We start from the raw sequence: 26,831 nt of genomic DNA, 5'->3' as shown, positions 1-26,831 counted from the left end.
TCTGGAGGACAACCCTATGGCTGACAAGTCCATCACCAAGACCGAGCTCGTCGCGAGCATCGCCAGCGCCACCGGTCAGAGCCAGGCCGCCGTCTCGGGCGTGCTCGACTCGCTCTTCACGACCGTCTCCGAGGCCGTCGCCAAGGGCAGCAAGGTCTCGATCCCGGGCTGGATCGCCTTCGAGCAGGTCGACACCGCCGCTCGCACCGGCCGCAACCCGCAGACCGGCGAAGAGATCAAGATCGCCGCGGGCAAGCGCGTCAAGGTGACCGCCGGCTCGAAGCTGAAGGCTGCCGTCAAGTAATCGACGACGATTCACCGGAGGGGGATGCCACGCGGCATCCCCCTCCGTCGTCCCCGGCCCGTCGCCGTCCCCGCGACCCGGCTCGGTTCATGCGCGAGCGCCTAGGCTTGTCGGGTGGAATCCCGAGCGCAGCGCATCGCCGGACCGGCGATCCTCGCCGCGTCGGCCCTCATCGTCGTCCTCATCGGCCTCGCCGTCGGTGGCGGGGCCGCACCGCTGCAGCTGCTCGACCCCGGCCCCGTGGTGCGCTGGGGTCTGCCGGTGCTCAAGCTCGTCGTCAACCTCACGGCCGCCGGCATGGTCGGTTCGCTCGTCGTCGCGCTCTTCGCGCTGCGGGCGGGTCAGCGGCCGTTCGAGGTCGCGCTCGACACGGCGTCGGTGTCGGCGGCGATCTTCACCGTGGCCAGCGCCGCGACCGCGTTCTTCACGTTCCTCAACCTCTTCGGCTCCGCGCCCAGCGCCGGCGCCGAGTTCGGCCAGCAGCTCGGCCGCTTCCTCGTCGAGACCGAGGCCGGGCGGGCCTGGCTGCTGACGACCATCGCCGGTGCCGTGCTGACGGTGCTGACGTTCGCGGTCCGCGGCTGGACCAGCACGCTGCTCGTGGCCGTGCTGGCGGCGGCATCCCTCGTCCCGATGGCCACGCAGGGCCATTCCGGCGAAGAGGCCAACCACAACACCGCGGTCGTCGCCTTGGCGCTGCACATCGTCGCGGCGGCGGTATGGCTCGGCGGCCTGATCCTGCTCGTGGTGATCCGCCCCGTCGTCGATCGTGCCGAGATGGTCAGCGTCGTGTCTCGCTACTCGAGCATCGCCCTCGCCGCCTTCATCGTCGTGGCCGTCTCGGGCACCGTCCGCGCCGCCGTCGGTCTGGTCTCGCCCGAGAACCTGCTCTCGCCCTACGGCGCACTGCTGGGGGTGAAGGTCGTCGCGCTCATCGCGATGGGCGTGCTCGGTGCGTCGTATCGGCGTCGCCTGATCGACAAGCTCGCGTCGGCGGGAGCCGCGCGGATCTTCTGGCTGCTCGTCACCGTCGAGATCGCGTTCATGGGCATCGCCAGCGGCGCCGCCGCGGCGCTCGCCCGTACGCCCCCGCCCGTCGACACCGCCCTGCCCGAAGAGGCGACGCCGGCGCAGGTGCTCACGGGTGCCGCGCTGCCCCCCGAACTGACGATCGACCGCTGGTTCACGATGTGGGACATCGACCTGCTGTGGGTCTTCGTCGTCGGCTTCGGCCTGTTCTTCTACCTCGCCGGCGTCCGGCGGATGCGGCAGCGCGGCGACCGCTGGCCGCTGTACCGCACCCTGCTCTGGTCCTTCGGCATGCTGCTGCTGCTGTGGGTGACGTGCGGCCCGATCAACGCGTACCAGGACTACCTGTTCAGCCTGCACATGGTCGGGCACATGCTGCTGTCGATGGCGATCCCCCTCTGCCTCGTCGCCGGCGCACCGGTCACGCTCGCCGCCCGCGCCATCCGCAAGCGCGACGACGGTACCCGCGGCGGCCGCGAGTGGATCCTGTGGGCGGTGCACACGCCGTTCTCACGAGTCGTGACGCACCCGGCCTTCGCGTCGGCGATGTTCATCGGGTCGCTATGGGTGTTCTACTACACCGACCTGTTCCGCTGGACGCTGTACGACCACCTCGGGCACGAGTGGATGGTCGTCCACTTCCTGCTCTCGGGTTACCTGTTCGTCCTCTCGCTCATCGGCATCGACCCGGTGCCGTACCGGCTGCCGTACCCGTTCCGCCTGCTGACGCTCATCGCCATCATGGCCATGCACGCGTTCTTCGGCATGGCGATCATGATGTCGTCGGGGCTGTTCGCGGCGGAGTGGTTCGGCGCGATGGGACGCACGTGGGGGCCGACCCCGCTCGAGGATCAGTACATCGGCGGCGGCGTCGCCTGGTCGGTCGGCGAGATCCCGACGCTCATCCTCGCGATCACGGTCGCCATCCAATGGAGCCGCTCCGACGACCGCGCGCAGCGCCGCCGCGACCGGCAGGTCGACCGCGCGGGCGACGCCGAGCTCGAGCAGTACAACGAGCGGCTCGCGGAGCTCGCCCGTCGCGACACCGCACGGAGCTGACCGCCCGTCGGTGGTCAGCCCTGATCGGCCGAGACCTGGATCGACGCCGTGCCGTCGGGCAGGATCGTGATCTGGCCGGTGAGGAAGAACTCCACGTCCTCCGACACCGTGTTCAGGCGACCGTCGTAGAGCGAGCGGATGTCGACGTCGATGTGGGCGACGGCGCGGGTGCGGGGGATCGCCCACTGAGCGCCGTCGGGCACGACCTCGATCTGCGGGTTCTCCGCGATCGACCACTGCGGGGCGCCCTCGACCCGGTTGCGCACGAAGTAGCCGAAGGGGCATCCGGTGGGCTGCAGCACCTGCTGCGTGGCGCACGACGCGAGGAACTCGTCGACGCGTTCCTGCACGACGTCGACGAACGCCGGCGTCGGCTCGGCCTGCAGATCGACGGGGACCGACTTCATCGGCGCGTCCGAGAGCACGGCGACGCCCGGCGTCGCGGCGGTGGCCGTGTCGACCGCGATCGAATAGGCGCCGGGTGAGAACACGAGCATCGACACCGGTACGAGCGGGTCGGCCTCCAGCCCCTCGGGCGCGACCTGGCGGGTATCGAGCTCGAAGCCGTTCACGGTGAAGCGCGTCGCGCCCCGCACCGTCAGGTCGATCGCGGCCAGCGGACTGTTCGCGAAGCGCCACGCCGGCGCGACCCCGATCCAACCCTCCTGCTCGATGTCGAACTGCGTCCGGCCCCGGTGGCCGTTCGCCAGGTACGTCACGGTCACCTCGGTGACATCGCCGCGCGGGCGCTCGCCGATGACCGAGACCTCCGACAGCGGGGCGAGGGCCGCGCGTCGCAGCAGCACCTCCGACGCCGTCGAGGGCAGCTCGGCCGCGGCGAGGTCGGCGGAGTCCAGCGCGACGCCGGGGATCTGCAGGGCGTCGGCGGCGCTGCCGGTGCTCAGCAGCGACAGGTAGCGCTCGACGAAGGCCGACGGGCTGTAGAGCTCGCGGTAGACGACGACGCCGCCGGCGACGAGGCCGCCCAGCAGCAGCACGCCGAGCACGCCGATCGCCGTGAGATCGACGGCGAGGCTCCGGCGGCGTCGTTCCCGCCCGGGCGCGCGTCGGCGACCGCGCGCCGGCGAGGACGGATCGGTCTCCGTCGCCTCGTCGCCCGCGGCATCCACCGTCGTCTGCGCCTCGTGCACGGGTCAAGTCTAGGAAGGCATGCCTGTGGCTACCATGAATCAGTGACCTTGCCGCCTCTTTCCGCCGAGCAGGAGGCCCTGTTCCGTCGCATCGAGAGCACGCGCGACCACGTTTTCGTCACGGGGCGGGCGGGGACGGGCAAGTCGACGCTGCTGCAGCACCTGGCCTGGAACACCGACAAGCAGATCGCGATCTGCGCCCCGACCGGCGTGGCGGCCCTCAACGTCGAGGGCCAGACGATCCACTCGCTGTTCCGGCTGCCGATCGGTCTCGTCGCCGACAGCGACCTCGAGCAGTCCGAGCCGACCCGCCGGATCCTCAACGCGATCGACACCCTGATCATCGACGAGATCTCGATGGTCAACGCCGACGTCATGGACGCGATCGACCGCTCGCTGCGGCAGGCCCGTCGGCGACGCTCCGAGCCGTTCGGCGGGGTGCAGGTCGTGATGTTCGGCGACCCGTACCAGCTGTCGCCGGTGCCGCCTCGCGGCGACGAGCTGCGCTACATCCGCGACCACTACCGCTCGTTCTGGTTCTTCGACGCGCAGGTGTGGGCCGGGCCGAAGGCGGATGCGGGTGCCATCCGCTCCGACGGTCTGCTCGATCTCGGCCGCGTGGGGGCGCCGCTGCACATCGCCGAGCTGGGGGAGATCCATCGCCAGTCCGACGTCGCGTTCAAGGAGATGCTCAACGCCGTCCGCTACGGCGTCGTCACCGCCGAGATCGCCGCAGCGCTCAACGCCGCGGGAGCCCGCACGCCGCCGCCGCCCACCGGCGACGAGCCGCCGGTCATCACGCTCGCGACCCGCAACGACGCCGTCAACCGCATCAACCAGCGTCACCTCGACGCGCTGACGGGCCCCGTGCAGACGGCGAAGGCCGATGTGAGCGGGGACTTCGGGCGCGGCGACGCCTCGTACCCGGCCGATCCGGAGCTGCAGCTGAAGGTCGGCGCGCAGGTCATGTTCCTGCGCAATGACATCGGGGGCGGCTACAACGGCGACGGGCCGCGTTGGGTGAACGGCTCGATCGGCACGGTGACGCGGATCGCCGGCTCGTCGGTGCGCGTCGAGCTCGACGGCGAGGAGCACGACGTCGAACCCGTCGTCTGGGAGCGGTTCCGCTACGCGTACGACCCGGGGTCGCGCAAGCTCACGCGCGAGGTGGTGGCCGAGTTCACCCAGTTCCCGCTGCGGCTCGCGTGGGCGGTCACGATCCACAAGTCGCAGGGCAAGACCTACGACCGCGCCATCGTCGACCTCGGCAGCGGGGCGTTCGCCCCGGGACAGACCTACGTCGCGTTGTCGCGGCTGACCTCGCTCGAGGGCCTCTACCTGTCGCGGCCGCTGCGACCCAGCGACATCCTCGTCGACCACGACGTGCGCCGCTTCATGGCCGCCGTCCGCGCCGCCGGGATGTGACCCCCCCCCGATCAGGCGAGCGAGGCCGATCAGGCGAGCGAGGCCGATCAGGCGACGACGGATGCCGCCTTCGCGGCGGCCAGATCGGTGAACAGGTCGGTGTTGAACCGGTAGGCCACGAGCACCTCGTCGATGACGCGCTGCTGCTCGGCCTCGTCCCAGGGGGCGGCGTCGAGCTGGGCGCGGTAGTGATCCTTGAACGCGGCGGGGTCGCCGATCTCGGCGAAGAGGTAGAACCCGATGCCGTTGGTCTCGAAGCCGAACCGTCGCGCCATGAGCTTGCCGATGAAGAGCCCGCCCGAGAGGTCGCCGAGGTAGCGGGTGTAGTGGTGCGCGACGAAGCCGCCCGGCCAGGTGGCTCCGACCTCGCGGATGCGGGCGACGTAGCGGCGGGTGGTGGGCAGCGGCGCGATGCGCTCGCGCCAGTCGGGCCCGATGAGGAACGCGAGGTCGGCCTCGAGGGCCGGAAGCCGCGTGAGCTTGTCGCTGATGAACGTCGTGGCCACCGGATCGGCGGCCATGCGGGATGCCGCGTCCTCGAGTGCCTCGTAGATGAACCAGTGCTGCGCGACGAGCGCGATGTAGTCGTCGCGGCTGCCCGCGCCGCGCATGAGGTCCGACATGAAGCCGGCGCCCTCGCTGCCGGAGTGGGCCGAGCTGGAGCGCTCGCGAAGAGCCGTCGAGAACGGGATCGGTGCGTGCATGGCCCGACGATAGCAGTTAGGTCCAGCTAACCTGAAGGTTTTTCGCGGGCAGCATCCGCCCGCGACGATCAGTCGTGCGGGCGCGGCTCGATGCTCATCCGTTCGCATGCGGCGTCGTACAGGGCCACGATCTCGCGCCGCACCTCGCGGCGCTCGGTGATCGGCCCGCCGGGCCAGGTGACGTGCACGTCGTGCGTCGATCCGTCCTCGCGGGTCGCCACCCAGGACCCGCCCGAGCCGTCGAACGAGGTCATGGTGGCGGCGACGGCGCCCGGTTCGCCGAAAGCGCGGACGATCAGCAGATTGTCGTCGCGGTGATCGGCGTTCATGTGGCCGAGCACACCCGACCGGGCGGCCTCGTCGAATCGGTGCGTCATGCGTCCACCCTAGATTCGCAGGAACGGCCGCACCGGTGTGATTCACTGGAGGAACACATCAGGGGGTGGCTGAGTAATGCGTGCGAGCCGACGGCTTCGAAGCGCGGGTGTCGTCGTAGCGATCGCTCTCGGCCTGACCCTGTCCGCGTGCGCTCCCGCCGGTGTCGATGCCGTGGCGGCTCCGCCCCAGGTCGAGGCCGAGCTGGGCGACGACACGCAGGCTCAGCTCACCGCCGCCGTCGAGCGCGCCATGGCCGCGACCGGGTCGGGCGGCGCCATCGCCGGCGTGTGGGTTCCCTGGGCAGGGCAGTGGGTGAGCGGTTTCGGAGCGAACCCTGACGGTTCCGCCGTGGCCGCCGATGACGCCTTCAAGGCGGGACCCGTGACGCGCGCGATGACCTGCGACGTCCTCTACGGCCTCGCCGCGGACGGGGTCGTCGACGTCGCCGACCCGGTGACGAACTGGATCGTCGGCTTCCCCGCGACACCCGTCGTGACGCTCGAGCAGCTGTGCGACAGCACGAGCGGTCTCGGCTCGTACCAGCCCAAACTCCAGGGTCGGTGGGAGACCAACCCGTCGCGTACGTGGGCCCCGCACGAGCTGCTGGCCTACGGTCTCGCCGCGGGTGCGCCGACCGGCGACGGAACGTACGCGAACTCGGATGCCGGCTACGTGATGCTCGGCATCGCCCTCGAGCGCGCGTCGGGAAGCACCGCCGCCGAGCTGTTCGAGCGCTACGTCTTCGGACCGCTCGGGATGACGGCGTCGTCGCTGCCGGGTGCCACCGCCGAGCTCGGCCTGCACGGCACGCAGTCCGTCATCACGCCCGAGGGCGCGGTTGACTGCGCGAACGCCGTCGACCTGACGTCGCTTTCGCCCTCTGCCGGCTTCACCGCGTCCGGCGCGGTCACCACGGCGGACGACCTCGGCCGGTACGCCCGCGCGCTCGCGACGGGCCTGCGCTCCTTCGATGGCGAGGAGCGGTTCGCCGCGCCGCTGCCCGTCGATGGTGGGGCACCGACCTGGTACACCGTCGATGGCGGCGCCTACCAGGCGGGAACCCTCGTCGGACAGTACGGATCGGTGCCGGGCTACCAGACGGTCGCGTTCGCCGACCGCGACACCGGCCTCACGGTCGTGGCCGTGCTGAACAACTCGCGCGCATCGGCCGAGGCGATCCGGGTGCTGGGCTGGCAGCTTGCCGCCATCGCGTCGAAGGTGCCCGCCGCCGAGGGCGAGACGGCGCCGCCGTCGGGCCTGCCGTGGACGCCGGAGCAGCTCGACGGCGACCTCGCCGCCGTCGCCACCTGCCCCATCCCGTAACCGCGCGACACCCGGAAGCTCGGGAGCGAACACCGAGGTCGAACCCCGCCGCGTGTTACACGGATGTGAAGAAAACGCGGTCCGGCGTGACGATCGTGTCACGTCGCTCGTCTGCGCCCGCCCGATTGCGTAGAACTGTCTCAGCGTGATCGTGCAATTGCACATTGCACCGTGATGTTGTTTCATGGACAACACTCGACGCAATGGAGCAGAGAAAGGGAAGGTCCACCGATGACCACCACTAGGAGACTCGCCGGCATCCTCGCCGCGGGCGCAGCCGTGTCACTGGCCCTCACGGCGTGCGGCGCGGGCGGCGGCTCACCGCAGCAGAGCGGCGCGGCCGGTGAACCGCAGACCGGCGGAACCGTTCACATGCTCCAGAACGCCGACTTCTCGTACCTCGATCCCGCCCGCGGGTGGGACGGCGGCGTGAACGCGTTCTACCGGCTGCTCTACCGGGGCCTCACGATGCAGGCCGCCGGCGACTCCGACGACCCGAACGCGATCGTGCCCGACCTCGCGACGGGCCTGGGCGAGGTGTCCGACGGCGGACTCACCTGGACCTACACCCTTAAGGACGACATCTTCTTCGACGACGGTGCGCCCATCACCTCGGCCGAGATGGAGTTCGGCATCTCGCGGGCGTGGGACCCGCAGATCGGCATCGGCTCGCCGTACCTCAAGAGCGTCATCGACGCCCCCGAGGACTATCAGGGTCCCTATGTCTCGGGCGATCTGCCGACCATCGAGACTCCCGACGAGAAGACGATCGTCTTCCACCTCACGGCTCCCTTCCCCGAGTTCGACAACGTCCTCGCCCAGCCCAACGCCGTGCCCTTCCCGGTCGGCTCCGGCGGCGGCGACGAGTTCATCAACGACGTCATCGCGTCGGGCCCGTACACGCTCGACGCGTACACGCCCGGCAGCACCATCACCCTCGTGCGCAACGAGCACTGGGAGCCCGAGACCGACGAGGTCCGCAAGGCCTACCCCGACCAGTGGCAGTTCGATATCGGTATCGACGGCGCGACGATCGACGAGCGCATGATCGCTGGACAGGGTGCCGACCAGAACGCCATCGCGGGCAAGATCGCGGGCGCCACGCTGCCCCGCATCCAGACGCCGCAGCTCAAGGAGCGTGCGATCACCGCTCCGGCGTACTGCACGACCTACATGTCGCTGAACACGACGAAGCCGCCCTTCGACGACGTCCGCGTGCGTCAGGCGGTGAACTGGGCGCTCGACCGTGCCAGCATCCAGAACGCCTCGGGCGGCAACCAGCTGGCGGATGTCGCGACGACGATCATCCCGCCGGCCGTCAGCGGCCACCTCGACTACGACCTCTACCCCTCCGACGGCAGCACCGGCGATGTGGACGAGGCCATGGCGCTCCTCGAGGAGGCCGGGCTGGGCGACGGGTTCGAGTTCACCCTCGACATCCGTACGAACCCCGTCGCACAGGCGCAGGCCGAGGCGGTGCAGCAGGGCCTCGAGCGCATCGGCGCGAACGTGAAGCTCAACGTCATCGACACCTCGATCTACTACGAGACCATCGCGACGCCGTCGCAGCAGAACAACGCCGCGATCACCGGCTGGTGCCCCGACTGGGCATCGAGCGCGAGCACGTTCATCCCGCCGCTGTTCGACGGTGCAGCCATCGCCGAGAAGGGCAACCAGAACCTCGCCCAGCTCGACGACCCGGCCGTCAACGAGCGCATCGGCGAGATCCGGGCGATGACCGACGTCGACGCCGCCAATGAGGCGTGGGGCGAACTCGACCAGCAGATCATGGAGCTCGCGCCCATCGCACCGATGGTGTTCGAGAACGGCATCTTCCTGCCGGGCGAGAACATCGCCGGCTACATCCCCAACACCAACATGACCGACCTCACCATCGTCGGTCTGAAGGACCCGTCGAAGGGCTGACATGACCTTCAGCTCGGCCCCCCTCGAGGTCGAGGCCACTCCGGGCGGTGATTCCACACTCGAGAACTCCGTGGAATCCCGCCCGGCGTCCGGCCGGAAACTCCTCCGAGGCTTCCTCACCGACGTCCCCGCGATGCTCTCGCTCGGGTACATCGTGCTCGTCCTGCTCATGGCCGTCTTCGCGCCGCTCATCGTCCGCCTCAGCGGCTGGTCGCCCTACGAGTTCGACCAGAGCGCGATCGACCCCAACATGGGCGCGATCCCGATCGGCCCGCTCGGCGGCATCAGCGCCGAGCACTGGTTCGGCGTCGAGCCGGGCAACGGCCGCGACATCTTCGCGCGCATCGTCTACGGCGCGCAGGTGTCGATGACGGTGGCGCTGTCGGCGACCCTGCTCACGACCGTGCTGGGCGTCGTGCTCGGGATGCTGGCGGGTTACCTCGGCGGCTGGGTCGACACGGTCATCTCGCGGGTCATGGAGTTCCTCATGGCCTTCCCCGCGCTCATCTTCATGATCGCGATCCTCTCGGCGCTCCCCGCCGACAACCGCGTGCTGCTGCTCGTCGTCGTCATCTCGCTGTTCGGTTGGCCCTACCTCGCCCGCATCGTGCGCTCGCAGACACTCTCGCTCAAGGAGCGCGAGTTCGTCGAGTCCGCTCGGGCCTCGGGAGCCTCCAGCATCCAGATCATCTTCCGCGAGATCCTGCCGAACCTCTCCTCGACGATCATCGTGATGGCCACGCTCGCCGTTCCCGGATACGTGGGCACCGAGGCGGGGCTGTCGTTCCTCGGCGTGGGCGTGGTGCCGCCGACCCCCAGCTGGGGTCAGATGATCGCGTCCGCGGCGCCCTGGTACGCCGTCGACCCGATGTACTTCCTCATCCCGGGTGCGTTCCTGTTCCTGCTGGTGCTCTCGTTCACGACTCTCGGCGACCGCATCCGCGCGCTCGTGGGCAGCACGGAGGTGCGCGCGTGACCCGCTTCGTGCTCTCCCGCGTCGCCGGCATGGCGGTCGTGCTGTTCCTCGTGACGCTGTTCACCTTCGTGATCTTCTTCGTGCTGTCGCCGGATCCGGCCGTGCAGATCTGCGGCAAGAACTGCACGCCCGAGCGCATCGACCAGATCCGCACGAATCTCGGACTCGACCAGCCGTTCCTCACGCAGTTCTTCACCTATGTGTCGGGACTGTTCGTCGGCCGCGAGTACGAGGTGGCCGGCGCCACGGTCGTGTGCGGGGCCCCGTGCCTGGGCTACTCGTTCCAGACCGGTCAGCTCGTCAGCGACATGATCGTGCAGCGCCTGCCGATCTCGGCGACCATCGCGATCGGCGCGGCGGTGCTCTGGCTCGTCGGCGGCGTCGTCGGCGGCGTGCTCAGCGCGGTCCGCGAGGGCCGCTTCGCCGATCGGTTCATCGCGGGCCTCACGCTCGGCTCGATGTCGATCCCCAACTACGTCCTCGCCCTCGCACTGCAGTTCGTGCTCGTGGTCTCGCTCGGGTGGCTGCCCTTCCCGCAGGCGGTGCCCTTTGGCGACGACCCGGTGCGCTGGTTCCTGAACTTCCTCATGCCGTGGATCGTGCTGGCGGTGGGCTACGCGGCGGTGTACACGCGGCTGACCCGCGCCAACGTCATCGACACCCTGCAGGAGAACTTCGTCCGCACGGCGCACGCGAAGGGCCTGCGTCCGAGCCTCGTGTGGCGCCGCCACGCGCTGCGGCCCGCCCTGACGCCGATCGTGACGATCTTCGGCATGGATGTCGCGGGGCTGCTCGGCGGCGCCGTCATCACCGAGACCGTCTTCGGTCTCAACGGCGTCGGCAAGCTGACGGCCGACTCGATCTCGTCGAACGATCAGCCGGTCATCATGGCGGTGACGCTGCTGTCGGCCTTCTTCGTGATCGTCGGCAACCTCGTGGTCGACCTGCTCTACGCCGCGATCGACCCGCGCGTCCGGACGGCGGCGCGCGCATGACCGGTGAAGGGATGCCGATGACGACCACCCCCGCTGCATCCGACGCCCTGCTGCGCGTCGACGACCTGACGGTGCAGTTCCGCACCGCCGGCGGCGTCGCCCGCGTGGTCGACGGGCTGAGCTTCGCGGTGCCCCGCGGGGGTGCGCTCGGCATCGTCGGCGAATCGGGATCGGGCAAGTCGATGACGAGCCTCGCCGTCATGGGGCTTCTGCCGAAGGGCGGTGCTGCCACGGGACGGGTCGCGTTCGACGGTCGCGATCTACTGACGCTGCCCGCGCGCGAGATGCGTCACGTGCGCGGCGACCGCATCGCGATGATCTTCCAGGACCCGCTGTCGTCGCTGAACCCCTACTACACAGTGGGTACGCAGATCGCGGAGGCGTACCGTTCGCACCGTTCGGGGGTCTCGCGGCGCGCGGCGCGGCGAGTCGCGATCGAGGCGATGGAACGGGTGCACATCCGGGATGCCGCGAAGCGCGTCGACCACTACCCGCACCAGTTCTCGGGCGGTATGCGCCAGCGGATCATGATCGCGATGGCCCTGAGCATGGAGCCCGAGCTCATCATCGCGGACGAGCCGACGACGGCCCTCGACGTGACGGTGCAGGCGCAGATCCTCGACCTGCTCGCCGAGATCCGTCGCGACACCGGCGCGGGGCTCATCCTCATCACCCACGACCTGGCCGTCGTGAGCGAGGTCACCGAGCAGATCGTGGTCATGCGCGCGGGGCGCATGGTCGAGAGCGGATCCGTCGAGGACGTCTTCAGCGATCCGCAGGAGGAGTACACCCGGCGCCTGCTCGACGCCGTGCCGCGCATCGACGATGCGATCGGCCAGCTGCGCACGACCGACATCCCGATCCTCGCCGAGGAGGAGATCGCATGACCGAGCAGTCCGCACCGCTGTGCCGGGCCACGGGCCTGGTGAAGGAGTTCACCGGCGCGGGCGGGTCGCCGTTCGCGCGCAGCACCCGCTTCCGGGCGGTAGACGAGGTCAACCTCGACATCCGCCGGGGCGAGACCCTCGCCCTCGTCGGCGAGTCCGGGTCGGGCAAGTCCACCGTCGCGCGGCTCGTGGCCCGCCTCATGGACACCACCGCCGGGACGATCGAGTTCGAGGGGCGCGACGTGACGCACCTGCGGGGGCGCGACCTGCACGCCTTCCGCAGCGATGTGCAGGTGATCTTCCAGGACCCGTACTCGTCGCTCAATCCGAAGCACACCGTCGAGCGCCTCGTGACGGCGCCGCTGCGCTACCAGAACCGCGCGGTGCCCGGCGGGGCGCGGGCCTTCACCCGCTCGCTCATGGAGCGCGTGGGTCTGAACCCCGATCACTCCGACCGCTATCCGGCGCAGTTCTCGGGCGGGCAGGCGCAGCGCATCGGCATCGCGCGGGCCCTCGCCGTCGGCCCGAAGCTCGTCATCTGCGACGAGGCGGTGTCGGCTCTCGACGTCTCCGTGCAGGCGCAGGTGGTGAACCTGCTCACAACGCTGCAGCGCGACGAGGGGTTCGCCTACCTGTTCATCGCGCACGATCTGGCTGTCGTCCGCCAAATCGCGACCCGGATCGCGGTGATGAGCCGTGGCTCGATCGTCGAGACGGGCGAGCGCGACCGCCTGTTCGAGAACCCGCAGCACGAGTACACCCGCACGCTCCTCGCTGCCGTGCCGCGTATCAACCCCGAATGGGATCGCCGTCGCCGCGCCGCCGAGAACGCCCGGCGCCGAGCCGCGCGCGCCCCCGAGACCCGCACGGAGGCATCATGACCGCCGAGTACCACCTGCCCGGCATCCGCGTCGCCGAGCGCCGCACCGAGGTGCCGCTCGACTGGCGTGCCGGAACGGATGCCGGGGGCACGATCGAGCTGCTCGTGCGCGAGCTCGTCGACCCCGACCGTGCGCGCGATGATCTGCCCCTGCTGGTGTACCTGCAGGGCGGACCGGGCGGCGCGAACCCGCGGCCCCTGCGCCGCGACGGCTGGATCGACGAAGCGCTGCGCGACTACCGCGTGGTGCTCATCGACCAGCGCGGCACGGGTGGCAGCACGCCGCTCGAGGCCGTCGACGTCGCCGGACTCGACGCCGCGGCCGGCGCCGATCTGCTCGCGCTGCACCGCGCCGACTCGATCGTGCGCGACCTCGAGCACGTCCGCGAGACGTTGTACGGCGGTCGCCGCTGGGCGACGCTCGGGCAGAGCTACGGCGGCTTCCTGACGCTGACGTACCTCTCGCAGGCGCCGCACGCCCTGACCGCCTGCTACGTCTGCGGCGGCATCCCGGGCACGCCCCCGCGCGCCGCCGAGGTCTACGCCCGCACCTTCGACCGCGTCGCGGCGAAGACCGGCGAGCTGTACCGGCGCTTCCCCGGCGACGCCGACGCGATCGCGCGCATCGCCGACCGCATCGCGGAGGGCGACGTGCTGCTGCCCGACGGCGATGTCCTCACGGTCCGTCGCTTCCAGTCGCTCGGCATCGACCTGGGAATGAAGCCCGGTCACGAGCGGCTGCACTGGCTCGTCGAGAAAGCGTTCGCGCGACCGGGCCGGTTCTCCGCCGCGTTCCTGCACGACGTGCACGCCCTCAGCGCGAGCGCCGGCAACCCGTTGTTCTGGACCCTGCAGGAGTCGATCTACGGCGATCCCGCGAGCGGCGCGACGGCGTGGGCCGCGCAGGCCGAACGCGACCGTCGTCCGGAGTTCGGCGAGGACCGGCGGCCGCTGCTGTTCACGGGCGAGATGGCCTTCCCGTGGATGTTCGACGAGGTGCGCCTGCTCCGCGGCTTCCGCGACGCCGTCCACGCGCTCGCCGAGCGCACCGACTGGACGCCGCTGTACGACACCGAGCGCCTCGCCGCCAACGACGTGCCGCTCGCGGCCGCCGTGTACTTCGACGACATGTACGTCGACGCGGGGCTGCAGCTCGACACCCTCACCCGGATCGGCAACGCGCAGTCGTGGGTGACCAACGAGTTCGAGCACGACGGCATCGGCTCGGGGCGGACGTTCACCCACCTGCGCGAGCTCGTGCGCGACCGCGGAGGAGAGAAGCGATGACCGGTACCGACACCCCCCGCCCGCCCTACGCCGGAACGCGATACCCGCGGCTCGGGCAGGTTCCCGCCTTCACCGCCTTCATCGCCCGCGATTGGGCGGATGTGCGGACGGCCCCCGACCTGCCGCCGGGCGCCGCGGCGGCGGCATCCGGTCATCGCGACCGGGTGAGTGCGGCCCTGCCGGGGCGGACTCTCGTGGCGGCTGCCGGTCACGCGCCGGTTCGCAACGACGACGCCCACTACGGCTTCCGGGCCGACAGCAGCTTCGTCTGGCTCACGGGATGCCAGGTCGAGGGCGCCGTCCTGGTGATGTGGGCCGTGCCGGGCGGGCACGACCCGGTGCTCTACCTGCCGCCGCCCTTCCGTCCCGGTGACACCGGCTTCTTCGCCGACGCCAACCACGGCGAGCTCTGGGTCGGTCCCTCCGCGGGGCTGCCCGAGTGGGCGGAGGCGCTCGGTGTCGTCGTCGAACCGCTCGACGCACTCACCGCACGGCAGACCGACCTGCGCGGCGCCTCGGCGGCGCGATCGGCCTCGGCCCTCGCGGCGACCGTCGGCGCCGAGGTGTCGGCCGAGCTCGAGAGCACGCTGTCGCGCCTGCGGATGGTCAAGGACACGTGGGAGATCGGGCAGCTGCGCGAGGCGATCGATGCGACCGTCGCCGGGTTCGCGGCGGTCGTGGCCGAGGTGCCGCGCGCCATCGCCGACGGGCTCGGCGAGCGTTGGCTGCAGGGCACGTTCGATCGGCACGCCCGCACGTTCGGCAACGGCCCGGGATACTCCACGATCGTCGGCTCGGGCGCGCACGCCCCGATCCTGCACTGGGTGCGCTGCGACGGCGACATCGATCCCGACGCGGCCCTGCTGCTCGACATGGGCGTCGAAGCGCGGTCGCTGTACACCGCCGACGTCACCCGCACCGTGCCGGCAAGCGGACGCTTCTCGGCCGCGCAGCGCGAGGTGCACGACCTCGTCGAGAAGGCGCATCGCGCGGGGCTCGACCGCATCCGCCCGGGAGTGGAGTACCTCGACTTCCACTTCGCGGCGATGGAGGTCGTCGCCGAGGGCCTGCACGACTGGGGGCTGCTCCCGGTCTCGGTCGACGAGGCGCTCTCGCCCGCGGGCCAGCAGCACCGCCGCTACCTCGCGTGCGGCATCGGCCATCACCTCGGGCTCGACGTGCACGATTGCAGCCAGGCGCCCTACGAGGACTACATGGCGGCGGCGCTCGAGCCGGGAGTCGTCATGACGGTCGAGCCGGGCCTGTACTTCCACGCCCACGACCTGACGCTGCCGCCGGAGCTGCGCGGCATCGGCGTGCGCCTCGAGGACGATGTCCTCGTCACCGGCACCGGCTCGGAGGTGCTGTCCGCCGCGCTGCCGATCGCGGCGGACGAGGTCGAGGCGTGGACGCAGGCGCGGCTGGGGCAGCGCGGATGACGGCGCCCGTGACGGCGCCCGGGGCCGCGCCCGGGGTCGCGCCGCGTGCGCTCCGGTTCCCGGCGGGCAGCGTGCGGCTGAGCCCGCACAGTCCCTTCGCGCGGGCCCGCGCCCAGATGCTGCACCTCGCCCGGGTGTACCCCGTCGACCGGCTGCTCGCGGTCTTCCGCGCCAACGCCGGTCTCGACACCCGCGGCGCGCAGCCGCCGGGAGCGTGGGAAGGTTTCGGACACCCCGCCGAAGAGGCCTGGGGTCCGCACGACTACCCGGGACGCGAAGCCGCGCAGACGGCCAACCTGCTGCGCGGGCATTACGCCGGGCACTTCCTCTCGATGCTCGCGATCGCCGCGGCGACCGAGGACGATCCGCTGCTGCGGGCGAAGGTCGACGAGATGGTCGCCGGCTTGGCCGACGTGCAGGCGACCCTCGCCGCCACCGGCCGGTACTCCCACCCGGGATTCCTCAGCGCCTCGGGCGAGTGGCAGTTCTCGCGCCTCGAGGACTTCGCGCCCTACGGCGAGATCTGGGCGCCCTACTACACGTGCCACAAGATCATGGCGGGGCTGCTCGACGCGTTCGAGCTGACGGGCAACGCGCAAGCGCTCGAGGTCGTCACGCGGATGGGCCATTGGGTGTCGGGCAGGCTCGAGAAGCTCGACGACGAGCGACGCCAGCGGATGTGGTCGCTCTACATCGCGGGCGAGTTCGGCGGCATGAACGAGACGCTGACGCGCCTGAGCGTCGTGGCCGACGAGCCGCGATTCCTCGCCGCCGCCCGCTGTTTCGATCAGCACGACCTCCTCGACGCGGGCGCCGGGGGACGCGACATCCTCGACGGGATGCACGCCAACCAGCACCTGCCGCAGCTCGTCGGATACGTCCACGCGTTCGAGCGCACCGGCGAGCGCCGCTACCTGGATGCGGCCATCGGCATCTTCGACCAGGTCGTGCCGGGGCGGATGTACGCCCACGGCGGCACGGGCGAGAGCGAGCTGTGGGGGCCGGCGCGCACCGTCGCCGGCGACATCGGCCGGCGCAACGCCGAGACCTGCGCGACCTACAACCTCGTCAAGCTCGCCGAGCTGCTGTTCGCGCACACCCTCGAGCCGCGGTTCGTCGACTACGCCGAGCGGGCCCGCCTCAACCACATCCTCGGGTCACGCCGCGACGTGCTCTCGGACGAGAGCCCGGAGGTGACCTACATGTTCCCCGTGCACGCGGGGGCGCTTCCCGAGTACGACAACGTCGGCACCTGCTGCGGCGGCACCGGGCTCGAGAACCACGTGGGCCATCACGACGGCATCTTCTTCCACGGGGCGGGCGATCATGCCGAGCTGTGGGTGGCCCGCTACACACCGGCCGAGCTGCACTGGGCCGAGCGCGGGCTGCACGTCGAGATCGATCAGGCGCACCCCTTCGCCGACCGGGTGACGCTGCGGGTGCGCGTCGACGGCGCCGAGCCGGTGCGGCTACGGCTGCACCTGCGCATCCCCGCGTGGGTCGCCGGTCCCGCCCGTGTCGTCGTCGACGACGCTGCCCTCAACCCCGCGCCCGGCGGGTTCGCGACCGTCGAAAGCGACTGGCGCGACGGCGACACGGTCGAGCTGACACTTCCCGCCGCGCTGCGTGCCGAACCGACGATCGACGACACCGCGCTGCGCAGCCTCGCGTTCGGCCCGCACGTCCTCGTGGCGCGCGATGGCGGCACGACGGTGATCGAGCGGCCGTGGGACGGACACCGGATGCCGGCGGGCGCGATCCGCGCCGATGTCGACGATGTCGCGACCGCGCTCGCCGAGGCCCGCGTCGTTGCGGTGGCGGGGCTGCGGTTCGAGCCGGTGTGGACCGGCTCGGACGAGCGATACCACCTGTACAGCCGCGCGGTCGACCCGACGATCGGCTTTGCCGGCGTCGACACGGGCGTTCCGACGCGCCGACGCGACGACGGCACCTCGCTGCTGGATGACCTGTGGGCCGAGCCGGCCCCGCGCGACGACGCCGACCTGCTCGACCGGATCGTCGCCGTCTGCCGCCTCGCGGTGGCGGACGCCCTCGTGAACGGGTCCGAGGCCCGTGCCATCGTGACGGCGGGCGTCGAAGCCCTCGCATCCTCCCCGGCCGTCGACGCCGCGGCCGACCGTGCCCGGGCCTTCATCGCCGAGACGGCGGCGGTGCCGGATGCCGCCATGCCCCCGACGCTCGAGATCGCGGTGAGCCCCGCGCCCGCGGCATCCGGGTGGTTCACGCAGCCCCCGACGATCGAGGTGCGCGTCTCGACGGACGCGCGCGCGGAGGTCCGCGTCGATGGGGGAGCATGGCGTGCCGCCCACGGGTCCCTCGTCCTCGATCGCGAGGGCGTCGTGCGGATCGAAGCGCGCGCGACCGACCGGGAGGGGCGCACCAGCACGGCCGCGCGCGAGCTCTCGATCGACACGTCACCGCCGCGGAGCACCGCGCGGGTGAAGGACCTCGGAGCCGCCGTCGAGATCACCCTCGAGGCCGCCGACGACGTCTCGGGTATCGAGAGCATCCGCTGGGAGGGCGAGGGCACCTTCTGGGCGACGTTCCAGGAGGCCTTCGTCCGCGCGCTCACCGACCGCGAGCAGGTCATCGAATTCGCCGCCGTCGACCGGGCGGGCAACGAAGAGCCCCGCAACCGACTCACCCTTCCCCCCGCCCCCAAACCAGATACCATTGCAATTGCACTGACAGCGGCGTCTCACGCCGCCAGATCGGAGAACGACTCATGACCGACCGCAAGCCCTGGCACGGCGTCAACCTCGCGACCACCCTGCCGTTCCACGACGACCTGTCCGTCGACTACGACGCGTACGCCGAGCTCGTCCGCTACACGACGAGCAACGGGGTCACCGGCATCATCCCCAACGGATCGCTCGGCGAATACCAGACCCTCACCGAGGACGAGCGCAAGCGCGTGTTCCTCACCGCCGTCGAGGCCGCGGGCGGCGCGGCGGTCATCCCGGGCGTCGGCGCCTACGGCGCGCTCGAGAGCGTGCGGTTCGCCGAGCACGCCGCCGAGAACGGTGCCCCGGCGGTCATGCTGCTGCCGCCGAACGCGTACCGGGCGAGCGACGACGAGGTCGTCGACCACTACCGCCGCGTCGCCGCCGTCGGCCTGCCGATCCTCGCCTACAACAACCCGATCGACACCAAGATCGACCTGCGGCCCGATCTGCTCGCGCGACTGTTCGACGAGGGGCTCATCGTCTCGGTCAAGGAGTTCTCGGGCGACGTGCGCCACGCGTACGAGATCCGCGAGCTCGCCCCGGGCCTCGACATCTCGATCGGGTCGGACGACGTCGTGTTCGAGCTCGGTCTCAACGGCGCCGTCGGCTGGGTCGCGGGCTACCCCAACGCGATCCCGGCCGCGACGGTCGAGCTCTACACGCTGTCGACCTCGGACGACCCGCAGGACTGGGTGCGTGCGCGCGAGATCTACCGCGACCTGCACCCGCTGCTGCGCTGGGACTCGAAGACCTGGTTCGTCCAGGCCATCAAGCTCTCGCAGCAGGTCGCCGGCGTGCTGAGCAACATCACGACGCGTCCGCCCCGCCTGCGCCTGCCCGACGAGGTCGCCGCGCGTATCATCGCCGACACCGAGGCCGTGCTCAGCAAGGGCTACCGCTGAGCCGACCCCCGCGCCGATACCGCCGACGATCGAAAGGCCTCGCATGCGCACGACGCGTGTCTTCCACGCCGTGGACTCCCACACCGAGGGGATGCCCACGCGCGTGATCGTCGGCGGTGTCGGCACCCTGCCCGGCGCCACGATGGAGGAGCGCCGCCAGCGCTTCATGGCCGAGAACGACGGTCTGCGCCAGCTGCTCATGAACGAGCCGCGCGGACACAGCGCGATGAGCGGGGCGATCCTGCAGCCGCCGACCCGGCCGGACGCCGATTTCGGCGTGCTCTACATCGAGGTCTCGGGCTGCCTGCCGATGTGCGGACACGGCACCATCGGCGTCGCGACCGTCCTCGTCGAGACCGGGATGGTGCCCGTCGTCGAGCCCGTCACGACCATCCGGCTCGACACCCCCGCCGGCCTCGTGATCGCCGACGTGGCGGTCTCGGACGGGCACGCCGACCGCGTCACGATCCGCAACGTCCCCTCGTTCGCGGTCGCTCTCGGGCGCACCGTCGAGGTGCCGGGATTCGGCGAGGTCGGCTACGACCTCGCCTTCGGCGGCAACTTCTACGCCATCGTCCGCCTCGACGACCTCGGGCTGCCGTTCGAGCGCGCCCGCAAGGACGACCTGCTCGCCGCGGGTCTCGCGATCATGGCCGCGGTGGATGCCGCCGACGCGCCGGTGCACCCGGTCGACACGACGATCCGCGGCTGCCACCACGTGTACCTCGAGGCGCCCGGGTCGACCGCGCGGCACTCGCGCCATGCGATGGCCATCCACCCCGGATGGTTCGACCGGTCGCCCTGCGGCACCGGCACGAGCGCGCGCATGGCGCAGCTCCACGCCCGCGGCGAGCTGCCGCTGCACACCGACTTCGTCAACGAGTCGTACATCGGCACCGCGTTCACGGGGCGGCTCGTCGAAGAGACCGAGGTCGCCGGCATCCCGGCCGTCGTCCCGACCATCACCGGTCGCGCGTGGGTCACCGGCACGGCGCAGTACATGCTCGACCCGAGCGACCCGTTCCCGCGGGGGTTCGTGCTGTGACCGGCATCCCCCTCGTCTCGGCCGCCGACATCGAGCGGACCTTCGGCCCCGCCGACGCTGTCGCCGCCGTGACCGCGGCGCTGCGCTCGGGCCTCGACGTCGAGACCGACCACGAGCGCATCTTCGCGCCGCTGAGCGCCGGGGAGTTCCTGCTGATGCCGACCGAGACGCCGGATGCCGTGGGCATCAAGGTCGCCACCATCGCGCCCGGCAACACCCGTGTCGGACTGCCGAAGATCAGCGCCTGGTACCTCGTCTTCGATGCCGCCACGCTGCAGCCGACGGCGATCGTCGACGGGACCCGGCTGACGACGCTGCGCACACCCGCCGTGACCGCCGTCGCCGTCCGCGGCCTGCTGTCGGCCGACCCCCGCGGCGCGCGCGCCGAGATCGCGGAGCTCGTCGTGCTCGGCTCGGGACCGCAGGCGATCGAGCACGCGACGACGCTCGCCGCCGTCCTGCCCGTCGATCGCGTCGCGCTGATCGGCCGCACGCCCGACCGGGTCGCGGCGGCCGTCGCGTCGCTGCGCGAGCGCGGCCTGGATGCGCGCACCGGCACGCACGACGACCTCCGCCGTGCCGACGTCGTCGTGACGGCGACGTCGTCGAGCACTCCCGTGCTCGGGCTCGGCGACGTCCGCCCCGATGCGGTCGTCGCGGCGATCGGAGCCCACGGCGTCGCCCACCGCGAGCTGGCGGCCGACCTGGTCCGCGCCGGGGATGTCGTCGTCGAGGCGCGCGCGTCGGCCGCGCGCGAGAGCGGCAACCTCGCCGGCGCGGCATCCGACGGTACGAAGCTCGCCGCCCCCGCAAACCTCGCCGAGCTCGTGCGGGGCGCGGTCGTGCGCCGCCCCGGCGCGCCCGCCGTGTACAGCGGCGTCGGCATGGCCTGGGAGGACCTCGCGGTCGTGCAGGGGATCATGGGAGTCATGCGGCGGGGGGCCGCGCCGGAGGAGACGACATGAGCACGCCCGAGTTCCGCAATGTGGTGCGACTGAACAAGCAGCCCAGCATCCGATCGACCGTCACCCGGGCGCTGCGCGCCGCGGTCATCAGCGGCGAGCTGCAGCCGGGCCGGGTGTACTCGGCGCCGAGCCTCGGCGAGCAGTTCGGGGTCTCGGCCACGCCCATCCGCGAGGCGATGCTCGACCTCGCGCGCGAAGGGCTGGTCGTCACGATCCCCAACCGCGGCTTCCAGATCACCGAGGTGTCCGAGCGCGACCTGCGCGAGGTCACCGAGCTGCGACTGATGCTCGAGCCGCCCGCCGTCGAGCGGGCGACGCCCCTCATCCCGCCGTCGGCGCTGCCCGAGCTGCGACGCAAGGCAGCCGACATCGTCGCCGGGGCGCAGTCGGGCGACCTCGTCGAATACCTCGCCGCCGACAGCGACTTCCACCTCGCGCTGCTGCACTACGCCGGCAACGCCCGCCTCGTCGAGCTCGTCGCCGGGCTGCGCTCGCAGACGCGGCTGTTCGGCCTCGCGGGCCTGCACGAGCAGGGGCGCCTGGTCGCCTCGGCCCACGAGCACGATCTGATGCTCGATGCGATCGAGGCCGCCGACGCCGCCGGCGCCCGCGACCTCGTCCACCGTCACATCGAGCACGTACTCACCGACTGGTCGGGCGAGGCGCCCGCGCCGGATGCCGCCGACGAGAGCGTCGGCACATGACGCGGAGCACCGCCCGCCCCGACATCCTCGTGATCGGCGCGGGCATCGTCGGCGCCGCCGTCGCGCACTTCGCCGCGGCCGCCGGGTTCTCGGTCACGGTCGTCGAACGCGGATCGATCGCCGCGGGCACGACGAGCCGCTGCGAGGGGAACCTGCTCGTCAGCGACAAAGAGGTGGGGCCCGAGCTCGAGCTCGCACTGCATTCGCAGCGCATCTGGCGTGGCGAGCTGGCCGAGCACGCCGCCCGCTGGGAGTTCGAGTCCAAGGGCGGGCTCGTCGTGGCGGCGAGCACCGCGGGCAAGAGCGCGCTCGACGTGCTGGCCGAGCACCAGCGCGGGCTCGGGATCCGGGCCGAGGACGTGCCCGATGTCGCCGCGCTGCACGAGATCGAGCCGCACCTGAACCCCGCGATGGTCGGCGGCGTCTTCTACCCCGACGATGCGCAGGTGCAGCCCGTGCTCGCTGCCCACCACCTGCTGCGGCTCGCGCGCGACCGCGGGGCGCGCCTGCTCACGGGCGTCACCGTGACCGGCATCCGCACCCGGGCCGGACGCGTGGTCGGCGTCGACTCGAGCGCAGGAGCGCTGGACGCGGGCGCCGTCATCAACTGCGCCGGGCCCTGGGCGGGCGAGATCGCCGCCCTCGCCGGACTCGACCTGCCGGTGCTTCCCCGACGCGGCTTCGTCCTCGTCACCGAGCCGGTGCCGATCACCGTGCACCACAAGGTCTACGCGGCCGAGTACGTCCAGAACGTCGCGTCGTCGGATGCCGGCCTGCAGGTGTCGTCGGTCGTCGAAGGCACCCCGAGCGGCACGATCCTCATGGGCGCGAGCCGCGAGCGCGTCGGCTTCGACGCGACCTTCTCGGCCGAGGCGGTGGGCCGGGTGGCCCGCGGCGGCGCCGAGCTGTTCCCCGTGCTCGCCGACGTGCAGATCCTGCGGACCTACTCGGGCTTCCGCCCCTATTGCCCCGACCACCTCCCCGTCATCGGTCCCGACGCGCGCCTGCCCGGCATGTGGCACGCCGCCGGGCACGAAGGCGCCGGAATCGGGCTGTCGGTCGGCACGGCGCAGCTGATCGTGCAGGCCCTCCGCGGCGAGCCGACCGATCTACCGCTCGATGCCTTCCGGCCCGAGCGCTTCGCCGACGCGGTGGCCGCATGAGCGGGGATGCCGCCGGCGAGGCGTTCACGTTCGACGGCGCGCCGGTGCCATTCCGCCCCGGGCAGAGCGTGGGCGCCGCGCTCGCGGCATCCGGTATCACCGCCTGGCGCACGACGCGGGGTGCCGCCGAGCCGCGCGGCCTGTTCTGCGGCATCGGCGTCTGCTACGACTGCCTGCTGACGGTCGACGGGCTGCGGTCGCAGCGCGCCTGCGTGACGCCGGCCGGCGCGGGGCAGGACGTCCGCAGCGACGACCCCGGGGCGCCGCTGGCGGCTCCGACGGCCACCGACGGAGACGAGGGACGATGACCGGGACCGTGTTCGACCTGGCCGTCGTCGGCGCGGGGCCGGCCGGGCTGTCGGCCGCGGTCGTCGCCGCCGAGACGGGCCTGCGCGTCGCGCTGATCGACGCGGGATCCCAGACCGGCGGACAGTACTGGCGCCACCCGGACGAGGACCACCTCGATACCTTCCCGCAGCCCGAGGACACGGGCCACCACCACTGGGGCCACTACCGCGACCTGCGCGACCGGCTGCGCCGACAGATCGCCACGGGACGCGTGGACCACCGCGGCGGGCGCCAGGTGTGGCGCACCGACCGGCCGGGCGATGCGGCAGACTTCGTGCTGCGCACCACCGCGGTCGCGGGACGCGATGGCGCGAGCCCGGACGATCGCGCGGTGCGCGCACGTCGCGTCGTGCTCGCCCCCGGCGCATACGACCGCCAGTTGCCGGTGCCCGGATGGACGCTGCCCGGCGTCATGGCGGCGGGCGGGGTGCAGGCCATGCTGAAGGCGAACCAGGTGCGCGCCGGACGCCGGGCGGTCGTGGCCGGCACGGGTCCGTTCCTGCTCTCGGTCGCCGCGGGCCTGGCCCGAGCGGGCGTCGAGGTCGTCGCCGTATGCGAGGCGAACGCCCTGTCGCGCTGGGCGGCGACGCCCGTGCGCGCCCTGCAGGAGCCGGGAAAGCTGCTCGAGGGCGTGGGCTACGCTGCGACGTTCGTGCGCGGCCGCATCCCGCTGCGCACCCGCACCGTCGTCACCCGCATCGCGGGCGAGGGGCGGGTCTCGCACGTCACGATCGGACGCGTGGATGCCGCGGGGCGCGTGCGCCCCGGCAGCGAGCGCACGATCGAGGCCGACCTGGTCGCGCTGGGGTGGGGCTTCACACCTCAGCTCGAGCTCGTCGTCGGCGCCGGGGCGCGCACGCGGGTGGACGTCGACGGGTCGCTCGTGGCCGTCGTCGACGCCGACCAGCGCACCAGCGTGCCGGGAATCTACGCCGCCGGCGAGGCGACCGGGATCGGGGGAGCGGTGCAATCGTGCGCCGAAGGCGAGCTCGCCGCGCTCGCCGCCGCCGTCGACGCCGGGTTCGGGGTGCCGTCGGCGCGGGCCCGGGCCCTGCGTCGCCGCATCGCGCGCGGCCGCCGCTTCGCCGTGGGCATGCATCGGGCGAGCCCCGTGCCGGCGGCGTGGTCGACGTGGCTCGAGGACGACACGCTCGTCTGCCGCTGCGAAGAGGTGCCGGTCTCGGCCGTGCGCCGCACCATCGGCGACCTCGCGGCCGACGATGCGCGCGACGTGCGCGTGACCGCGCGCCCCGGCATGGGCATGTGTCAGGGCCGGGTGTGCGGCTTCGCGCTGTCGTGCCTCGTGTCGGAGCAGACCGGCCGGTTCACCGCCGCCGCCGACCTCGAACCGCTCGTGCGCCGTCCGGTCGGCACCCCGATCCGCGTCGCCGACCTCGCCGCCCTCGCGCCCGTCGCCGCCCCCGTGGCGCCGGCCGCCCCCGACGACGCGATCGCCCCCGCCGGTGTCGCCCCCGCCGACCTCGCAGCCTCCGGAAAGGAAAGCTCATGAACGCTCCCACCCCCATCGCCGACACCCCCATCGCCGAGGTGGACGCGTTCGTCGAGCGCGCCGCGGCGGCATCCGTCGTCTGGCGGGCATCGAGCATCACCGAGCGCAGTGAAGCGCTGCGCGCCGTGGCCGACGGGCTCGACGCCCGAGCGGACGACCTCGTCGAGCTCGCGCAGCGCGAGACCCACCTCGCCGAGGCCCGGCTGCGCGGCGAGCTGCGGCGAACGACGTTCCAGCTGCGCCTGTTCACCGAGGTCCTCGCCGAGGGGTCGTGGCTCGACGCGCGCATCGACCACGCCGAGCCGGACTACCCGATGGGGGCGCCCCGCCCCGACATCCGTCGTCAGCTCGAGGGCATCGGGCCGGTCCTCGTCCTCGCGGCGAGCAACTTCCCGTTCGCGTTCTCGGTCGCCGGCGGCGACACCGCGAGCGCCCTCGCCGCCGGCAACGCCGTCGTGCTGAAGGCGCACCCCGGGCACCCGCAGCTCTCGGCGCTGACCGGCCAGATCGTCGTCGCGGCGCTCTCGGCGGCCGGCGCGCCCGCGGGACTGTTCGCGGTCATCCACGGAACGGATGCCGGTGTGCACGCGCTCCGCGCACCGCAGATCCGGGCGGCCGCCTTCACCGGCTCGATCGCCGGCGGACGCGCCCTGTTCGACATCGCGATGTCGCGCCCCGAGCCGATCCCGTTCTACGGCGAGCTCGGCAGCGTCAATCCCGCGTTCGTCACCCGCAGCGCCGCCGCCTCTCGGGGCGCCGAGATCGCGGAGCAGTTCGTCGCGTCGGTGACCGGCAGTGCCGGCCAGCTGTGCACGAAGCCCGGCGTGCTCTTCGTCCCGCGCGGATCGGCCGTCGTCGACGCGCTCGCCGCAGCCGCGCTGCCCGAGCCCGCGCCGCTGCTGAACGAGGGCATCGCCGCGGGGTTCCGTCGGGCGTTCGAGCGCACCGCGGGCCATGACGGCGTCGCCGTGCTCACCGCGTCGCCGGCATCCGATGGTCCGGTTCCCGCGCCGGCGCTTCTGCGCGCCGATGTGGCGGCGGTCATCGCCGACCCCGAGGCGCTCGTGTCCGAGATGTTCGGCCCCGCGGCCCTCGTCGTCGAGTACGACGAGGAGGCGCAGCTGGTCACCGCGGCCGAGCTGCTCGAGGGGCAGCTCACCGCGACCCTCGTGGCCGACGACGGCGACGAGGTGGCGCGCGACCTGCTGCCCGTCCTGGCGACGAAGGCCGGCCGCGTGCTGTGGAACCAGTGGCCGACCGGCGTCTCGGTCACGTGGGCGCAGCAGCACGGTGGCCCGTACCCGGCGACGACCGCCGTCGGCACGACCTCGGTCGGAACCGCGGCGATGACGCGGTTCCTGCGGCCCGTCGCCTACCAGAACGTGCCCGACGCCCTGCTGCCCGACGCCCTGCGCGACGCGAACCCGCTCGGCATCCCGCGCCGCGTGGACGGCGTGCTCGCGCTCTAGGCCGTGCTCGCGGTTCAGGCGCGCTCTCGGCGCGGGCGTGCTCGAGGGTGGCAACCTCTCGCGATCCGCCAGCGTCGGGCGCCGTGCGATGCGGAGCGGCGGGTTAGCTGGGCTGACAGGTGAGTCGACGCGCAGACCGGCGCCAGGTCATTCTCGGGAGGGATGCCGGTCATCCGAGCGGGCGACGACGGCGCGGGCGGCGCTCCGTAGCGTCG

At 72.0% G+C, this 26,831-nt stretch carries 23 protein-coding genes; 20 read left to right on the top strand and 3 right to left on the bottom strand.

Annotated features, from left to right (window positions below; genetic code table 11):
* Positions 1 to 16 precede the first annotated feature (16 nt).
* Together PUW82_RS01345 and PUW82_RS01340 are read left to right on the top strand one after the other, a co-directional pair.
* Positions 17 to 304, top strand: coding sequence for an HU family DNA-binding protein (locus PUW82_RS01345; RefSeq protein WP_036304753.1), 288 nt, complete (start codon positions 17 to 19; stop codon positions 302 to 304).
* 114 nt (positions 305 to 418) lie between these two features.
* Positions 419 to 2,392 carry a bifunctional copper resistance protein CopD/cytochrome c oxidase assembly protein gene (locus PUW82_RS01340; protein WP_274220547.1) on the top strand — a complete coding sequence of 658 codons (1,974 nt, stop codon included), beginning with the start codon at positions 419 to 421 and terminating at the stop codon, positions 2,390 to 2,392.
* 14 nt (positions 2,393 to 2,406) lie between these two features.
* Here the strand turns inward: PUW82_RS01340 and PUW82_RS01335 are convergent, their stop codons facing one another.
* The gene (locus PUW82_RS01335) at positions 2,407 to 3,543 is read right to left on the bottom strand and encodes a hypothetical protein (protein ID WP_274220546.1); all 1,137 of its coding nucleotides are present in this window, start codon (positions 3,541 to 3,543) and stop codon (positions 2,407 to 2,409) included.
* A gap of 42 nt (positions 3,544 to 3,585) precedes the next feature.
* Between PUW82_RS01335 and PUW82_RS01330 the strand changes: the two genes are divergently transcribed.
* Positions 3,586 to 4,968 carry an ATP-dependent DNA helicase gene (locus tag PUW82_RS01330; RefSeq protein WP_274220545.1) on the top strand — a complete coding sequence of 461 codons (1,383 nt, stop codon included), beginning with the start codon at positions 3,586 to 3,588 and terminating at the stop codon, positions 4,966 to 4,968.
* A gap of 47 nt (positions 4,969 to 5,015) precedes the next feature.
* Here the strand turns inward: PUW82_RS01330 and PUW82_RS01325 are convergent, their stop codons facing one another.
* Both PUW82_RS01325 and PUW82_RS01320 read right to left on the bottom strand, forming a co-directional pair.
* Positions 5,016 to 5,672, bottom strand: a complete 657-nt coding sequence (locus PUW82_RS01325; protein WP_274220544.1) for a biliverdin-producing heme oxygenase — start codon at positions 5,670 to 5,672, stop codon at positions 5,016 to 5,018.
* Between the two features lie 68 nt (positions 5,673 to 5,740).
* Entirely contained in the window at positions 5,741 to 6,049 is a 309-nt protein-coding gene (locus PUW82_RS01320; protein ID WP_274220543.1) for a DUF2470 domain-containing protein, read from the bottom strand.
* A 76-nt stretch (positions 6,050 to 6,125) separates the two neighbouring features.
* Between PUW82_RS01320 and PUW82_RS01315 the strand changes: the two genes are divergently transcribed.
* The 17 genes from PUW82_RS01315 (at position 6,126) to PUW82_RS01235 (ending at position 26,616) form a co-directional block, all read left to right on the top strand.
* On the top strand, positions 6,126 to 7,373 hold the full coding sequence (locus tag PUW82_RS01315; protein ID WP_274220542.1) for a serine hydrolase domain-containing protein: 1,248 nt from the start codon (positions 6,126 to 6,128) through the stop codon (positions 7,371 to 7,373).
* Between the two features lie 231 nt (positions 7,374 to 7,604).
* Entirely contained in the window at positions 7,605 to 9,299 is a 1,695-nt protein-coding gene (locus PUW82_RS01310) for an ABC transporter substrate-binding protein (RefSeq protein WP_274220541.1), read from the top strand.
* Position 9,300: 1 nt separating this feature from the next.
* On the top strand, positions 9,301 to 10,275 hold the full coding sequence (locus PUW82_RS01305; protein ID WP_274220540.1) for an ABC transporter permease: 975 nt from the start codon (positions 9,301 to 9,303) through the stop codon (positions 10,273 to 10,275).
* Complete coding sequence (locus PUW82_RS01300; protein ID WP_274220539.1) at positions 10,272 to 11,270, top strand: ABC transporter permease; 999 nt, start codon at positions 10,272 to 10,274, stop codon at positions 11,268 to 11,270. Before PUW82_RS01305 ends, PUW82_RS01300 begins: the two co-directional genes overlap by 4 nt.
* Positions 11,271 to 11,287: 17 nt before the next feature.
* On the top strand, positions 11,288 to 12,157 hold the full coding sequence (locus tag PUW82_RS01295; protein ID WP_274220538.1) for an ABC transporter ATP-binding protein: 870 nt from the start codon (positions 11,288 to 11,290) through the stop codon (positions 12,155 to 12,157).
* A complete protein-coding gene (locus PUW82_RS01290) occupies positions 12,154 to 13,038 on the top strand; it encodes an ATP-binding cassette domain-containing protein (RefSeq protein ID WP_274220537.1) in 885 nt (294 codons plus the stop codon). Before PUW82_RS01295 ends, PUW82_RS01290 begins: the two co-directional genes overlap by 4 nt.
* Positions 13,035 to 14,324, top strand: a complete 1,290-nt coding sequence (locus tag PUW82_RS01285; RefSeq protein WP_274220536.1) for an alpha/beta fold hydrolase — start codon at positions 13,035 to 13,037, stop codon at positions 14,322 to 14,324. The genes PUW82_RS01290 and PUW82_RS01285 overlap by 4 nt, the downstream gene beginning before the upstream one ends.
* Positions 14,321 to 15,763 (top strand): aminopeptidase P family protein, encoded by a 1,443-nt coding sequence (locus PUW82_RS01280; RefSeq protein WP_274220535.1) that lies wholly within the window; start codon positions 14,321 to 14,323, stop codon positions 15,761 to 15,763. The genes PUW82_RS01285 and PUW82_RS01280 overlap by 4 nt, the downstream gene beginning before the upstream one ends.
* Positions 15,760 to 18,513 (top strand): beta-L-arabinofuranosidase domain-containing protein, encoded by a 2,754-nt coding sequence (locus PUW82_RS01275; protein ID WP_274220534.1) that lies wholly within the window; start codon positions 15,760 to 15,762, stop codon positions 18,511 to 18,513. The genes PUW82_RS01280 and PUW82_RS01275 overlap by 4 nt, the downstream gene beginning before the upstream one ends.
* Complete coding sequence (locus PUW82_RS01270) at positions 18,510 to 19,412, top strand: dihydrodipicolinate synthase family protein (protein ID WP_274220533.1); 903 nt, start codon at positions 18,510 to 18,512, stop codon at positions 19,410 to 19,412. Before PUW82_RS01275 ends, PUW82_RS01270 begins: the two co-directional genes overlap by 4 nt.
* Before the next feature lie 43 nt (positions 19,413 to 19,455).
* The gene (locus PUW82_RS01265) at positions 19,456 to 20,457 is read left to right on the top strand and encodes a proline racemase family protein (RefSeq protein WP_274220532.1); all 1,002 of its coding nucleotides are present in this window, start codon (positions 19,456 to 19,458) and stop codon (positions 20,455 to 20,457) included.
* The gene (locus tag PUW82_RS01260; RefSeq protein WP_274220531.1) at positions 20,454 to 21,422 is read left to right on the top strand and encodes an ornithine cyclodeaminase family protein; all 969 of its coding nucleotides are present in this window, start codon (positions 20,454 to 20,456) and stop codon (positions 21,420 to 21,422) included. Before PUW82_RS01265 ends, PUW82_RS01260 begins: the two co-directional genes overlap by 4 nt.
* Positions 21,419 to 22,126 carry a GntR family transcriptional regulator gene (locus tag PUW82_RS01255; RefSeq protein ID WP_274220530.1) on the top strand — a complete coding sequence of 236 codons (708 nt, stop codon included), beginning with the start codon at positions 21,419 to 21,421 and terminating at the stop codon, positions 22,124 to 22,126. Before PUW82_RS01260 ends, PUW82_RS01255 begins: the two co-directional genes overlap by 4 nt.
* On the top strand, positions 22,123 to 23,289 hold the full coding sequence (locus tag PUW82_RS01250) for an NAD(P)/FAD-dependent oxidoreductase (protein ID WP_274220529.1): 1,167 nt from the start codon (positions 22,123 to 22,125) through the stop codon (positions 23,287 to 23,289). Before PUW82_RS01255 ends, PUW82_RS01250 begins: the two co-directional genes overlap by 4 nt.
* Entirely contained in the window at positions 23,286 to 23,597 is a 312-nt protein-coding gene (locus tag PUW82_RS01245) for a (2Fe-2S)-binding protein (RefSeq protein WP_274220528.1), read from the top strand. The genes PUW82_RS01250 and PUW82_RS01245 overlap by 4 nt, the downstream gene beginning before the upstream one ends.
* On the top strand, positions 23,594 to 25,147 hold the full coding sequence (locus tag PUW82_RS01240) for an FAD-dependent oxidoreductase (protein ID WP_274220527.1): 1,554 nt from the start codon (positions 23,594 to 23,596) through the stop codon (positions 25,145 to 25,147). The genes PUW82_RS01245 and PUW82_RS01240 overlap by 4 nt, the downstream gene beginning before the upstream one ends.
* Positions 25,144 to 26,616 (top strand): aldehyde dehydrogenase (NADP(+)), encoded by a 1,473-nt coding sequence (locus PUW82_RS01235; RefSeq protein WP_274220526.1) that lies wholly within the window; start codon positions 25,144 to 25,146, stop codon positions 26,614 to 26,616. Before PUW82_RS01240 ends, PUW82_RS01235 begins: the two co-directional genes overlap by 4 nt.
* Positions 26,617 to 26,831 lie beyond the last annotated feature (215 nt).

Origin of the sequence: Microbacterium thalli (assembly GCF_028737325.1) — a bacterium.
Lineage (GTDB): Bacteria > Actinomycetota > Actinomycetes > Actinomycetales > Microbacteriaceae > Microbacterium > Microbacterium thalli.
This window is presented reverse-complemented; position numbering and strand designations above follow the sequence as displayed.

Bases quoted from the DNA above. Each gene is read 5' to 3' on its own strand.
- PUW82_RS01275 (WP_274220534.1), top strand. From the start codon at position 15,760: ATGACGGCGCCCGTGACGGCGCCCGGGGCCGCGCCCGGGGTCGCGCCG.
- PUW82_RS01345 (WP_036304753.1), top strand. From the start codon at position 17: ATGGCTGACAAGTCCATCACCAAGACCGAGCTCGTCGCGAGCATCGCC.
- PUW82_RS01290 (WP_274220537.1), top strand. From the start codon at position 12,154: ATGACCGAGCAGTCCGCACCGCTGTGCCGGGCCACGGGCCTGGTGAAG.
- PUW82_RS01270 (WP_274220533.1), top strand. From the start codon at position 18,510: ATGACCGACCGCAAGCCCTGGCACGGCGTCAACCTCGCGACCACCCTG.
- PUW82_RS01315 (WP_274220542.1), top strand. From the start codon at position 6,126: ATGCGTGCGAGCCGACGGCTTCGAAGCGCGGGTGTCGTCGTAGCGATC.
- PUW82_RS01235 (WP_274220526.1), top strand. From the start codon at position 25,144: ATGAACGCTCCCACCCCCATCGCCGACACCCCCATCGCCGAGGTGGAC.
- PUW82_RS01320 (WP_274220543.1), bottom strand. From the start codon at position 6,049: ATGACGCACCGATTCGACGAGGCCGCCCGGTCGGGTGTGCTCGGCCAC.
- PUW82_RS01295 (WP_274220538.1), top strand. From the start codon at position 11,288: ATGACGACCACCCCCGCTGCATCCGACGCCCTGCTGCGCGTCGACGAC.
- PUW82_RS01280 (WP_274220535.1), top strand. From the start codon at position 14,321: ATGACCGGTACCGACACCCCCCGCCCGCCCTACGCCGGAACGCGATAC.
- PUW82_RS01255 (WP_274220530.1), top strand. From the start codon at position 21,419: ATGAGCACGCCCGAGTTCCGCAATGTGGTGCGACTGAACAAGCAGCCC.
- PUW82_RS01305 (WP_274220540.1), top strand. From the start codon at position 9,301: ATGACCTTCAGCTCGGCCCCCCTCGAGGTCGAGGCCACTCCGGGCGGT.
- PUW82_RS01240 (WP_274220527.1), top strand. From the start codon at position 23,594: ATGACCGGGACCGTGTTCGACCTGGCCGTCGTCGGCGCGGGGCCGGCC.
- PUW82_RS01285 (WP_274220536.1), top strand. From the start codon at position 13,035: ATGACCGCCGAGTACCACCTGCCCGGCATCCGCGTCGCCGAGCGCCGC.
- PUW82_RS01265 (WP_274220532.1), top strand. From the start codon at position 19,456: ATGCGCACGACGCGTGTCTTCCACGCCGTGGACTCCCACACCGAGGGG.
- PUW82_RS01245 (WP_274220528.1), top strand. From the start codon at position 23,286: ATGAGCGGGGATGCCGCCGGCGAGGCGTTCACGTTCGACGGCGCGCCG.
- PUW82_RS01250 (WP_274220529.1), top strand. From the start codon at position 22,123: ATGACGCGGAGCACCGCCCGCCCCGACATCCTCGTGATCGGCGCGGGC.
- PUW82_RS01325 (WP_274220544.1), bottom strand. From the start codon at position 5,672: ATGCACGCACCGATCCCGTTCTCGACGGCTCTTCGCGAGCGCTCCAGC.
- PUW82_RS01310 (WP_274220541.1), top strand. From the start codon at position 7,605: ATGACCACCACTAGGAGACTCGCCGGCATCCTCGCCGCGGGCGCAGCC.